General features: G+C 71.0%; 10 protein-coding genes. 8 read left to right on the plus strand and 2 right to left on the minus strand.

Going from position 1 to position 12,708, the window contains the following annotated elements; genetic code table 11:
- Positions 1-121: 121 nt before the first annotated feature.
- Entirely contained in the window at positions 122-2,857 is a 2,736-nt protein-coding gene (locus tag C0J29_RS34315) for a PE family protein (protein ID WP_120791444.1), read from the minus strand.
- Positions 2,858-3,148: 291 nt separating this feature from the next.
- Here C0J29_RS34315 and C0J29_RS02600 point away from each other — a divergent pair, with 291 nt between their 5' ends.
- A complete protein-coding gene (locus tag C0J29_RS02600; protein WP_120791445.1) occupies positions 3,149-4,279 on the plus strand; it encodes a CoA transferase in 1,131 nt (376 codons plus the stop codon).
- Positions 4,273-5,586: an amidohydrolase family protein gene (locus tag C0J29_RS02605; RefSeq protein ID WP_065161506.1), complete on the plus strand. Its 1,314-nt coding sequence runs from the start codon at positions 4,273-4,275 to the stop codon at positions 5,584-5,586. The genes C0J29_RS02600 and C0J29_RS02605 overlap by 7 nt, the downstream gene beginning before the upstream one ends.
- On the opposite strand, the gene C0J29_RS02610 is transcribed toward C0J29_RS02605, so the two are convergent.
- Positions 5,571-6,494, minus strand: coding sequence for an alpha/beta hydrolase (locus C0J29_RS02610; protein WP_120791446.1), 924 nt, complete (start codon positions 6,492-6,494; stop codon positions 5,571-5,573). The two genes, C0J29_RS02605 and C0J29_RS02610, sit on opposite strands and share 16 nt — an antisense overlap.
- 212 nt (positions 6,495-6,706) lie before the next feature.
- Between C0J29_RS02610 and C0J29_RS02615 the strand changes: the two genes are divergently transcribed.
- From C0J29_RS02615 to C0J29_RS02640, 6 genes are read left to right on the plus strand one after another with little or no spacing between them, the layout of a single operon-like run.
- Entirely contained in the window at positions 6,707-7,363 is a 657-nt protein-coding gene (locus tag C0J29_RS02615; protein WP_065163586.1) for a class I SAM-dependent methyltransferase, read from the plus strand.
- A complete protein-coding gene (locus tag C0J29_RS02620) occupies positions 7,360-8,589 on the plus strand; it encodes a molybdopterin-dependent oxidoreductase (protein ID WP_065163587.1) in 1,230 nt (409 codons plus the stop codon). Before C0J29_RS02615 ends, C0J29_RS02620 begins: the two co-directional genes overlap by 4 nt.
- A gap of 1 nt (position 8,590) precedes the next feature.
- Positions 8,591-9,118 carry a hypothetical protein gene (locus tag C0J29_RS02625; protein WP_065163588.1) on the plus strand — a complete coding sequence of 176 codons (528 nt, stop codon included), beginning with the start codon at positions 8,591-8,593 and terminating at the stop codon, positions 9,116-9,118.
- A 40-nt stretch (positions 9,119-9,158) separates the two neighbouring features.
- A complete protein-coding gene (locus C0J29_RS02630) occupies positions 9,159-10,358 on the plus strand; it encodes an alpha/beta hydrolase (protein WP_065046914.1) in 1,200 nt (399 codons plus the stop codon).
- 43 nt (positions 10,359-10,401) lie between these two features.
- Positions 10,402-11,811: a WS/DGAT/MGAT family O-acyltransferase gene (locus tag C0J29_RS02635; RefSeq protein ID WP_065163589.1), complete on the plus strand. Its 1,410-nt coding sequence runs from the start codon at positions 10,402-10,404 to the stop codon at positions 11,809-11,811.
- 57 nt (positions 11,812-11,868) lie between these two features.
- The gene (locus C0J29_RS02640) at positions 11,869-12,648 is read left to right on the plus strand and encodes a crotonase/enoyl-CoA hydratase family protein (protein ID WP_065163590.1); all 780 of its coding nucleotides are present in this window, start codon (positions 11,869-11,871) and stop codon (positions 12,646-12,648) included.
- Positions 12,649-12,708: the final 60 nt, after the last annotated feature.

Genomic DNA, 12,708 nt, shown 5'->3' on the forward strand with positions numbered 1-12,708 from the left:
GTGATCTAAGTCGGGTCAACATGGGGCGCGGAGCACTCTCCAGCGCGCCAGGTACGACTGGCGGTACCGGGTGCTGCTTCGTTTAGCGGATGGTCATCCGTGAATAGCGGATAACCGCTGCCTACCCCGCAGTGCCGGGCTGCCCGAAGAAGCCGCCGCGACCTCCGCCGCCACCTGCGCCGGTGGTTCCGGCCGGAACGCCGGTACCGCCCGAGCCGCCACCGCCGCCGTTGCCGCCGTTGCCGATGAAGGTGGCGTTGCCGCCGCCACCACCGTTGCCGCCGGGTCCGCCGGGCTGCTGGCTCTGGTTGTCGCCGCCGGCGCCGCCGACGCCCCCGGCCCCGCCGTTACCGAAGATGAATCCGCTGTTGCCGGCGACGCCACCGGACCCACCTGCCGCGCCCGCCCCGGCGGCGTTGTTCCCGTCACCGGCCGCGCCGCCGGCCCCACCGGCCCCGCCGTCGCCGAGTAGGAACGTCGACGCGCCGGCGCCGCCGTTACCGCCCGCGCCGCCGGTGGCGTTGATACCGCCCGCCCCGCCGGCGCCACCGGCGCCGCCGTAGGCGCCGTTTCCGTAGATGAAACCGCTGCCACCGGCATTGCCGCCCTGGCCGCCGGCACCCGCGGCCGTGCTGACGTTGTGGTCGCCGCCGCTACCGCCGGCGCCGCCGTGGCCGCCGGTGCCGAAGATGCGGGCGATGCCGCCGTTGCCGCCGACGCCGCCGTGGCCGGCCGTCGCGAGGAAGGTGCCGCTCCCGCCGGCGCCGCCCGTGCCGCCGTCTCCGCCGATGCCCCAGATCCAGCCCGCGTCACCGCCGGCGCCCCCGGCGCCGCCGTTGCCGGAACCGGCGATGGTGACCAGTCCGGCACCGCCGCTGCCGCCGTTCCCGCCGAAGCCGAACAGCAGTCCGGCGGCGCCGCCGTTGCCGCCGGCCCACCCGTTGCCGTCGGCGACGGTGGACAACCCGGCACTGCCCGCGCCGCCGTGGCCGCCGCTGCCCAGCAGCCAGGACCTGCCCCCGGCACCGCCGTCGGAGGGCAGTTCGATTCCGCCATTGCCGCCGTTGCCGCCGTCGCCGAACAACAGGCCGCCGTTGGCGCCGGCCCGCGCGGTGCCGCCGTCACCGCCGTTGCCGATCAAGAACCCGGCCCGGCCCGCGGTGCCGCCGATCACGCCATTGCCGCCATGCCCGCCATTGCCGAACAGCCAGGAGTTCCCGCCGCCACCGCCGATGCCGTCGCCCGCGCCGCCGCCTCCGCCGTTCCCGCCGCCGCCGCCGTTGCCGAGCAGGAATCCGGCATTTCCGCCGTTCGCGCCGTTGCCGCCGAGGCCGCTGGTGCTGCTCCCGCCGCTGCCGCCGATGCCGCCCCGGCCGAACAGCCAGGCGTTGCCTGCCGTGCCGCCGTTGCCTGCGGTGCCGTTGAGGAAGGTCGTCGAGCCGCCGTGGCCGCCGGACCCGCCGGTGCCGATCAGGTAGCCGCCGTTTGCTCCGGCGCCGCCGGCACCGCCGACCCCGGTCGCACTGCTGGCCCCAGCACCGCCGGAGCCGCCCTCGCCGAGGAGATATGCATTGCCGCCGGCCCCGCCGGCCCCGCCCGCGCCGTTACCGCCCAGGTTGGCGCCGCCGTTGCCGCCGACGCCCCCGCTGCCGATCAACAGACCACCGGCTGCTCCCGCGCCCCCGGCGCCACCGAAGCCGGCCAGGCTGACGCCGCCGGTACCGCCATTACCGCCGTAGCCGATCAGCACCGCGGCCCCGCCGGAGCCGCCGGCCCCGGCGTCGGCGCCCACGCTGCTGCCGCCGGCACCACCATGTCCGCCCAGCCCCACCAGCCAGGCATTGCCGCCGATGCCCCCGGCGCCGCCGGCACCCGTCCCGGCGGCGTCGCCGCCGGCTCCACCCGAGCCCGCGATGCCCAGGACGGCGTTGCCGCCGGACCCGCCCGCGCCGCCCGCGCCGAGCAGGGTGCCGTCACCGCCGTCGCCGCCGAATCCGGCGTTGCCGAACAATCCGGCGTTGGCGCCGGCGCCGCCGGCCCCACCGGCTCCGGTGCCGGTAGCGCTGCCGCCGGCCCCGCCCGAACCGGCGTTGCCGTACAGCAGCCCGCCGCCGCCACCGGCCGCGCCCGCCGCGCCATCGGCGCTGACACTCGACCCGCCGGCCCCGCCGGCGCCGCCACTGCCGATCAGGCGGGCGGCGCCACCGACCCCGCCGAGGCCGCCAGTGCCCACGCCGGCGGTGTTGTTCCCGCCAGCCCCGCCGGCGCCGCCGTTGCCGTACAACCAGCCGCCGTTGCCGCCGGCCCCACCGGCCCCGCCGGCACCCGTCGCCGAGTTCCCGCCGGCGCCGCCGGCGCCGCCGTGGCCGATCAATCCGGCCGAACCGCCGGCCCCGCCGGCCTGACCGGCCGCGCCCGATCCGCCTCTACCGCCGTTGCCGTACAGGTAGCCACCCGGTTTACCGGCGGCACCGGTCCCGTCGACCCCGTCGGCGCCGTCACCGATCAGCGGCCGTCCGAACAGCACCTCGGTCGGCTGGTTGATCAGGTCGATCAGCGGCTGCAGCGGGGACGCGGCGGCGGCCTCGGCGGCGGTGTACGCACTCGCGCCCGAGGACAGGGCCTGGATGAACCGGCTGTGGAAGGACGCGGCTTCCGCGCTGACCGCCTGGTAGGCCTGGCCATGGTCGCCGAACAGTGCGGCGATGGCGGTCGACACCTCGTCCTGCGCCGCGGACAGCAGCTCGGTGGTGGAGGCCGCCGCGGCCGCGTTGGCGCGCTCCAGCGCGGCCCCGAGGCCGGTCAGATTCGACGCGGCGCCCGACAGTAGGTCCGGCGATGCAACTACATACGACATGGGAACCGCCCACTCGCTAGGTCACGACCACAGAGGTCGTGTCATGTCCCCCGGTCATGTTGATCGGCTAAGCCGATACGACGATAACTGGAATCCGCCCAAAACAAACTGGCTTATGGCTAAAAAGCGGTAAACACATCCAAATAGTTTCGAGAATGTGGTCTACGCCACATCCCCGCATCTCGGCACCGGTGCCCCCGCATCCGCGCATCCGCGGCTGCGAGCAACCATGGTGGGGTGAGTTCGGGCCCGCCTGCCGCCGACCCCGCCCGGGAGTGGGGGCGCAGCGGCATGGCCTACCTCACCGGTCTGCCCGGCCCCGAATTCCACGCGCCCGACTTCTCCCGCGCCGGCGTGCTCGAACACGCCCGCCGTCTTGCTCCCGAGGCGGCCACCTGGCTGACGGGGCGCGCCGCGCTGCTCGGGCTCACCCGGGCCGGGCGGGTGTCGGCCGGCGGCGCCACCCAGCTGCTGGCGGCGCGCGACGGCTGGTGCGCGATCACCCTGTCCCGTCCCGACGACGTCGCCGCCGTCCCCGCATTGTTGTCGGCCGACACGGTCGCGGACCCGTGGCCGGCGTTGCGCCGCTGGGTTGCGACCCGCCCGGCGACCCAGATCGTCGAACGCGCGGCGCTGCTGGACATCCCCGCGGCCGTGCTGGGGGAGACCGCCGCGGCGTCGCCGCGGGTGCGCGAGACGGGGCCGCGGGAACGGCTGAACGGCCCGGCCGGACTGCTGGTGGCCGACCTGTCCTCGATGTGGGCCGGTCCGTTGTGCGGGCAGTTGCTGGCCCGGGCGGGCGCTACCGTCGTCAAGGTGGAAAGTCCCGCCCGGCCCGACGGCACCCGGGCCGGCAACCCGAAGTTCTTCGACTGGATCAATGGCTCGAAGCTGTCCTACTGCCTGGACTTCGACCGGCAGGCCGGCGAGTTGCGGGACCTGCTGACGGTCGCCGACGTCGTGATCGAAGGTTCGCGGCCCGACGCGCTGGCGCGCCGGCGCCTGGGACCGGACGACATCCCGCCGCGAGCCGGCCGGACGTGGCTGCGGATAACCGGTCACGGGCCGCAGTCCCGGCGACCGGCCTTCGGCGACGATGCGGCGGTGGCCGGCGGATTGGTCGGCAGATTCGTGAGGGGAGGGCCGGTCTTCTGCGGGGACGCCATCGCCGACCCGCTCACCGGGCTGGAAGCCGCCCGGGCGGTGCTGGATTCGCTTCATCGCGGCGGCGGCGAGCTGATCGAAGTGGCCATGGCCGCGGTGGCCGCGACCTATGCTGCGGTGCCGACCTGCCCCGCGCGTTCCGACCAGCCGGTGTGTGCGCCGCAGGCTCCCGACGTGGCCGGCGTGGCCGCCGTACTGGGGGCCGACAACGACGCCGTACGCCATCTGGTCGCCGAAAGACGTTGCCTCTCATGCTGATCAAACGGGCCACCCTGTTGAACGGCACGACCACCGACATCCGGGCGGGGGTCCGGATCGAAGAAGTGGGCCAGGGCCTGCACCCGCGGCCGGGGGAGGGCGTGCTCGACGCCGGGGGCGGAACCGTGCTGCCCGGGCTGCACGACCATCACGTGCACCTGCACGCGGCGGCGGCGGCGCTGGACTCGTTGTCCGTCGGGCCGCCCGCGGTTCGAACCCGAGACCAACTGGCACATGCCCTTTCGAACGCGGTGCCCGGTCCCGACGGTTGGATCCGCGCCGTCGGCTACCACGAATCGGTGGCCGGCGAGTTGGACCGGACGGTCCTGGACGCCGTCCGCGCGCACGTTCCGGTGCGGGTCCAGCACCGCAGCGGCGCCCTGTGGATGCTCAATTCCGAAGCGCTGGGGCGGGTGGGGCTCGCCGGTCATCCCGACGGCCGGCTGCGCAGCGCCGATCCCTGGTCAAAGGCGCTGCGGGATCCGGCCTTAAGACGAGAGACAGATCTGGCCGAACTGAGCCGGCGGATCACGGCCACCGGCGTCACCGGGGTCACCGACGCGACTCCCGATCTGGACGTCGAGGGCCTGGTGTCACTGATGATGGCGCACCGTAACGGCGAATTCCGGCCCGGGATAAAGGTTCTGGTGCCCGGCAAGAAGATCCTGCACGACGACCGGCTCGACCTCGATGCCCTGACGGAGTGGATCGGCGACCGGCATCGCTCCGGGCAGCCGGTGGCCGTGCACTGCGTGACCGCGGCACAACTGGTCGTCACGATCGCGGCTCTGCGCGCGGCCGGCAGCCATCCCTTCGATCGCATCGAACATGCCGCGGTGGTGCCCGACGACAACCTGGCCGACCTGGCCGAGCTGGGGGTCACCGTGGTGACGCAGCCCAATTTCGTTGCCGAGCGCGGTGATCAGTACCTGGCCGAGGTCCCGGAGCGGGAACAGGATCAGCTCTGGCGGGTCGCGTCGTTGCTCAGGGCGAACATTCCCGTGGCGCTGTCCACCGATATGCCGTTCGGCGACGGCGATCCGTGGGCCGCGATGCGGGCCGCGGTGTCGCGCACCACACCCAGCGGCGAGGTCCTCAATTCCCACGAATGTGTTTCTGCCAGAATGGCTTTGACGATGTTCCTGGGCTGGTCGGATCGCCCGGACCGGCCGCGCACCGTCGAGATCGGTGAACCGGGGGACCTCTGTGTGCTCTCCGAGCCACCCGCCGCGGCGCTGGCGGAGCTGAACGCAGGTCTGGTGGCCGCGACGCTGATCCGGGGCGAACTCGTCTACTTCGCGATGTGACCAGACAGGGCGGGGCGCAACGCGTCGCACTGCATCCGGAAAAACTGTTGCGACACCGGCAGTTTCGCCGCGACCAGATCGAATCCGTGAAACGCGCCCGGAATCCGTTCCACCTGACACGGCACCCCGGCCTCGACCAGCCGCCGCGCGTACTCGATGTCCTCGTCATGAAACAGGTCGTGGGTACCTACCCCTACCCACGCCGGCGGCAGCCCGCTGAGGTCGGTGCGCCGGGCCGGCACCGCCACGGCCGGGTCGGCGCCACCGAGATAGGAGCTCCAACCGAAGTGGTTGGCGCGCGGATCCCACAGCCGGTGATTGGGGTCGGCCGGCGCCGACGAACTGCGGTCGTCCAGCATCGGATAGACCAGCAGCTGAAACACCGGCGCCACTTCATCGCGGTCGCGCGCCAGCAATGCCAGCGCGGCCGCAAGCCCGCCGCCGGCGCTGGCTCCGCCGATCGCGACCCGGGCCGGATCCACCGCGGGCAGGCCGGCCAGCCAGGTCAGGGCCGCATAGCAGTCTTCGAGTGGGGCCGGGTAGGGAAACTCGGGAGCCAGCCGGTAATCCACCGAGGCGACCGTGATATCCAGCGCTTTGCAGAACCGCAGGCACAGAGCGTCGTCCTGCTTGGCCGAACCGAACACGTATCCGCCGCCGTGAATCCACAACAGCGCGGCAGTCGGCTCGGCGACGCCCGTTGGCCGGTAGAGGCGAACGCCGGTGCCCGACGGCAGCGTCACCACCTCGACCCCGCCGGGCGTCCGTCCCGGGCTCATCAGCTTGCTCGCACGCCGCATCACCGGTAACAGTCGCGGACTGACCAACCGCTTCGGCGCAAAGCGCGCAATCCGTCGCAGGTCAGGGTGGACCCCGGCATTCAAGTCGTCTTTCGAGGCGGTCGGCATCAATCCAGTATCCAATTCGGGCCATCTGCGGGTGCTTCGGCACCGAATATCCGGCATGGACTTTCACGTTCGCCGCGCGTAACTCTTGACAACGGCGTGTGTAGCCGGCCCGGGAACGGGGTATCGATGGGTTTGTCGGTGGACGCGGTTTTGCCAGCGGCCGCTGCGCGTTCGCGCAACGTGGTCGGTCACGACGTGCGAGGAGCGGGCAAATGCTGGGAAATCTGTATGAGCGGGCGCTCGGCGGCGAGCGCTGCTGGATCCGCCACGACGACGGTGAGGTGCGTCCGCTGCCGGCCCACCGCTGGCTGGCGGCCGCCGACCGTGCCGCCCACGACGGAGAACTCGCCTCCGACGAGGCATTCGACGAGGCCGTCGCGCAGATGTGCTTCGGCCCGACGATCGAGCTGGGCTGCGGGCCGGCGCGCCTGGTCGCCCGCCTGGTGCAGCGGGGCATCCCGGCACTGGGCATCGACCGCTCGGTGACCGCGATTCAACTCGCCAGCCGCGGCGGCGCTCCGGCCCTGCTGGGCGACGTCTTCGAGCCGCTACCCGGCACCGGGCGCTGGCAGACGGTATTGCTGGTCGACGGCAATGTCGGCCTCGGCGGCGACCCGCGCCGCATCCTGGGCAGGGCCGCGGAGCTACTGGGCCGCGGCGGGCGCTGCGTGGCCGAATTCGATACCCGCGCCATCGGCATCCAGGGCCGTTGGGTCCGGCTGGAGTCCGGACGCGAGGTGGGTCCCTGGTTCCGCTGGGCATCGGTCGGCGTGGACAGCGCCGCCTCGCTTGCGGCGCAAGTTGGACTTACGCTTACCGGCGTGCGGATGATCGGCGGGAGGGTGATCGCAACGCTGGCCGCGTTGTGAAAACCCCGGCGAGTCGCTTCACCAGCCCACTGCGCGGCCCCTGGCTGACGTCGGTGTTCGGGTTGGCGCTGCTGGTTGCCCTGCCCATCATCATTCTCACCGGGCTGCTGTCCTACATCGCCTACGGTCCGCAGCTGGGCCAGGCCATTCCCGCCGACGTCGGCTGGCTGCGGCTGCCGCTGTTCGCCTGGCCCACCCGCCCGTCCTGGCTCTACCGGCTGACTCAGGGCCTGCACGTGGGTCTGGGTCTGGTGATCATCCCGGTGGTGCTGGCCAAGCTGTGGTCGGTGATCCCAAAGCTGTTCGCCTGGCCGCCGGCCCGCACGCTCGCCCAGTTGATCGAACGGGTGTCGTTGCTGTTGCTGGTCGGCGGCCTGCTGTTCGAGATCGTCACCGGGGTGCTCAACATCCAGTACGACTACATCTTCGGGTTCAGCTTCTACGACGCGCACTACTTCGGCGCCTGGGTGTTCATCACCGGGTTCCTGATGCACATCGCGCTCAAGATCCCGCACATGGTCACCGGGCTGCGATCGCTGTCGTGGCGAGAAGTGTTGCGCACCAACGTGACCGACACCCGGGCACAACCTCCCGACGACACCGGGCTGGTGGCCGCGGAGCCGGCCGCGCCGACCGTCAGCCGCCGCGGCGCACTCGCCCTGGTCGGCTCCGGCGTCTTGCTGCTCGCGGTGCTGACCGTCGGCCAGACGCTCGGCGGACCCGCCCGCAGCGTCGCCCTGCTGGTTCCCCGGGGGCGAGGCCGGGACTTCCCGGTCAACAAGACCGCGTCCGTCGCCGGCATCACGCCGGAGGCGGTGGGTCCCGGATGGCGATTGACGCTGCGGGGCGGGCCCGCTGACGTGGTGCTGGACCGTGCCGCGCTGGCCAGGCTGCCGCAGCGCACCGCGCGGTTGCCGATCGCCTGCGTCGAAGGCTGGTCGACGGTGCAAACCTGGAGCGGCGTGCCACTGGCGGAGTTGGCGAAGCTGGCCGGGGTGCCGGCGCCGGAGTCGGCACACGTGCGGTCGCTGCAGCGCGGCGGAGCCTTCGGCGAGGCGTTCCTGCAGGCCAACCAGGTCGGCGACCCGGATGCGCTGCTGGCGCTGCAGGTCGACGGCGCGGACCTGCCGCTGGATCACGGTTATCCGGCGCGGATCATCGTTCCTGCCCTGCCCGGTGTGCACAACACCAAGTGGGTCACCGCCATCGACTTCAAGCGGGATTGAAATGCGATTGAGGCCAACGTCTTTCGCGAAATACTACGGTGCCCACCCGTTGCATCTGCTGACCATGGTGGCCGGGTTCGCGTTGCTGGGCTATGTGCTGATCGCGCTGCGGCCGGCCGCGCTGTGGAATCCGGACAAGTGGTGGCAGTCGGTGGCGGTCTGGTTCGCCGCCGCCGTCGTCGGCCACGACCTGGTGCTATTCCCGCTCTACGCGCTGGCCGACGCGGTCCTGGGCCGGCTGCCGGGCACCCAGTCAGAGTCCCCGCCAAGGTCACCAAAAATCCCGGTACGCAACTACATTCGTTTCCCGGCCCTGGGGGCCGGGCTCACCCTGCTGGTCTTTCTGCCCGGCATCATCGAGCAGGGCGCCGAGACCTACCACGCGGCGACCGGTCTGACCCAGCAGCCGTTTCTGGGCCGATGGTTGCTGGTGGTCGCCGCGTTGTTCGCCGGCAGCGCGCTTACTTACGCCGCGCGGCTCCTTCTGGCGCGGCGCCGGATCCCGGAACCCGAGAAAGCAAACGGCTAATGCTGGGTTACTACCGGCCAGTAGGGGTACGCTCCCCAGCATGACGGCGACTGGACAGTCCAAATCCTGCGTCAAGAGGATGCTGCGGGCTGGCCCTGCTGACTACCTCCTGGCCATGAGCAGGGCGGGGGCGTCGCTGCCCCTGGTCGGCAAGCGCCTGGAGCCGCTGGGAACCATCGCCGCGATGAGCGTGTGGGGCATGCGCTTCGCCCCCGAACTCGTGTCCGCATCGGCTAGGGGGCGGTTCGCCCCGGGCAGCGGTGAGCTGCGCCGGCAAGAGCGGGAGAGCACCAACGACGTGTCGATCGCAGCCTTGCGCGGGACGGTGTCGCCCGAGGAACTCGACGCCGAGTGGCCCGCCGCCAACCCCACGCCGCCGTTCTGGGAAGCGATGCGCCGCAGCAAGTACCTGCACCGCCGCGGCGTCCACTACGGTGACCAGCCCGTCCAGACGCTCGATGTCTGGCGGCGCAAGGACCTGCCCGCCGAACCCGCACCGGTGCTGATCTTCGTTCCCGGTGGCGCCTGGGTGCACGGCAGCACCCAGATGCAGGGGACCGCGCTGATGTCGCGGCTGGCCGAGCAGGGCTGGGTGTGCCTGGCGATCAACTACCGTGTCTCGCCGCACCACCGCTGGCCCCGGCACATCACCGACGTCAAGACGGCCATCGCCTGGGCGCGCGCCAATGTCGACAGGTTCGGTGGCGACCGCAGCTTCGTCGCGGTGGCCGGTTGTTCGGCGGGCGGGCACCTGGCCGCGCTGGCCGGCCTCACCGACGACGACCCGAACTACCAGGCGAAGCTGCCCGACGGCGCCGACAGCTCGGTGGACGCGGTGGTCGGCATCTACGGCCGCTACTGCTGGGAGGACCGCTCCACACCCGAGCGGGAACGGTTCGTTCAATTCCTGGAGCGGATCGTGGTCCAGCGCTCCATCGCGCGCCACCCGGAAGTCTTCCGTGACGCCTCTCCGATCGCCCGGGTGCACCGAAATGCGCCGCCGTTCCTGGTGATTCACGGCAGCCGGGACAGCGTGATCCCGGTGGCGCAGGCGCGCAGTTTCGTGGAGCGGCTGCGCGCGGTGTCGGCTTCCCTGGTCAGTTACGTGGAATTGCCGGGCGCGGGCCACGGCTTCGACATGCTCGACGGCCCGCGCGCGGGCGCAATGGCGCACGCCACCGCGTTGTTCCTCAACCAGGTGCACCGCACCCGGACACAGTTCGCCAAAGAGGTCATCTAGCGGCCGACCGCTTGTAAGGTCGCGCTATGGGTAGGGAACTGGGGTGAAGCGGCTCACCGGCTGGGACGCGGTGCTGCTGTACAGCGAAGCGCCGAACGTGCACATGCACACCATCAAGGTCGCCGTCATCGAACTCGATCCGGAGAGCCGCGGTTTTACCATCGACGCGTTCCGTCAGGTCATCGCTGGGCGGATGGACAAGCTGGTCCCGTTGGGCTACCAGCTGATTGACGTCCCCTACAAGTTCCACCACCCGATGTGGCGGGAGAACTGCGAGGTCGACTTCACCTACCACATCCGCCCGTGGCAGCTGCCCGCCCCGGGCGGCCGCCGCGAACTCGACGAGGCCGTCGGGCAGATCGCCAGCACACCGCTGGACCGGGCTCATCCGCTGTGGGAGATGTACTTCGTCGAGGGGCTGGCCAACGGCCGGATCGCGGTGGTGCTCAAGATCCATCACGCGTTGGCCGATGGCGTCGCCTCGGCGAACTTGATGGCGCACGGCATGGATCTCATGCCGACCCCGCAGCTCAGCTCCTACACACCGGATCCGGCGCCCACCAAACGCGAGCTGATCAACACCGCGTTCGTCGACCACATGCGTCACATCAAACGCATTCCCGCAACCGTTCGCTATACCGCGCAAGGCATCCGGCGGGTGCGGCGCAGTTCCCGCAAGCTCTCCCCGGAGCTGACGATGCCGTTCACTCCGCCGCCGACGTTCATGAACCACATGCTCACACCCGAGCGCCGGTTCGCCACCGCGACGCTCGCGCTGGCCGACGTGAAAGAGACCGGGAAGAAGCTCGGCGCCACCATCAACGACATGGTGCTGGCCCTGTCCAGCGGTGCGCTGCACGAGCTGCTGCTGCGTTATGACGGCGAGGCGGTGCCATTGCTGGCGTCGGTGCCGGTCAGTTTCAACTTCGACCCGGAACGAATCTCGGGCAATTACTTCAGCGGCATGATGGTTGCGCTGCCGTCAGACCTGGACGACCCGCTGGAGCGGGTGCGGGCCGCGCACGACAATGCGGTGTCCGCCAAGGAGAGTCATCAGTTGCTCGGACCGGAATTGATCAGCCGCTGGGCCGCGTACTGGCCGCCGTCGGGCACCGAGGCCATGTTCCGCTGGCTGTCCAGCCGCGACGGCCAGAACAAGGTGCTCAACCTCAACATCTCCAATGTCCCGGGTCCCCGTGAACGCGGCCGGGTGGGCGGCGCGCTGGTCACCGAGATCTATTCGGTGGGGCCGCTGACGGCGGGTAGTGGCCTGAACATCACCGTGTGGAGCTACGTCGATCAACTCAACATCTCGGTCCTGACCGACGGTGCGACCTTGAACGACCCGCACGAGGTGACCGAGGCGATGATCGCCGAATTCGTCGAAATACGCAGGGCGGCAGGACTTTCCGAAGAGCTGACGGTCGTCGCCGAGGCGCTGGCCCAGGCCTGACCCGACGTTACATCGACCGGCGGATTCGTTACGCACGGCGACCGCTACCATCGCACTGTGAGCGACGAAGCTAACACCGAACCCGAGGTCCTGACTGAAAAGCGGGACCGGATCCTGATCATCACCATCAACCGGCCCAAGGCCAAGAACGCGATCAATGCCGCGGCCAGCCAGGGCCTGGCCGACGCCATGGATCGCCTGGACGACGACGCCGATCTCTCGGTGGCCATCCTGACCGGCGCCGGCGGATCCTTCTGCGCGGGCATGGACCTCAAGGCGTTCGCCCGCGGCGAGAACGTCGCGATCCAGGGCAGGGGCCTGGGGTTCACCGAGCGCCCACCCGCCAAGCCGCTGATCGCCGCGGTCGAGGGTTACGCCCTGGCCGGTGGCACCGAACTGGCCCTGGCTACGGATCTGATTGTGGCAGCCAACAATTCGGCGTTCGGCATCCCCGAGGTCAAGCGCGGCCTGGTGGCCGGCGGCGGTGGCTTGCTGCGGCTGCCCGAGCGCATCCCGTACGCGATCGCGATGGAGCTGGCCCTGACCGGCGACCAGCTGTCCGCCGCACGCGCTCACGAACTGGGCCTGGTCAACGTGCTCGCCGAACCCGGCGGGGCACTGGACGCGGCGATCGCGCTGGCCGAGAAGATCACCGCCAACGGCCCGCTTGCGGTGGCCGCCACCAAGCGCATCATCACCGAATCCCGGGGCTGGACGCTGGAAAACCGGTTCACCAAGCAGATCGAGATTCTCGCGCCGATCTTCATGTCCAACGACGCGAAAGAGGGCGCGATCGCCTTCGCCGAGAAGCGCCCGCCGCGCTGGACTGGCACATAACCGCCGAGGTAGCGCTGCATGATCGGCCCCAGGCGGGCCACCGGGCGTCGCCGTTCTCTC

The organism is Mycobacterium paragordonae, from assembly GCF_003614435.1.
GTDB classification, from domain to species: domain Bacteria; phylum Actinomycetota; class Actinomycetes; order Mycobacteriales; family Mycobacteriaceae; genus Mycobacterium; species Mycobacterium paragordonae.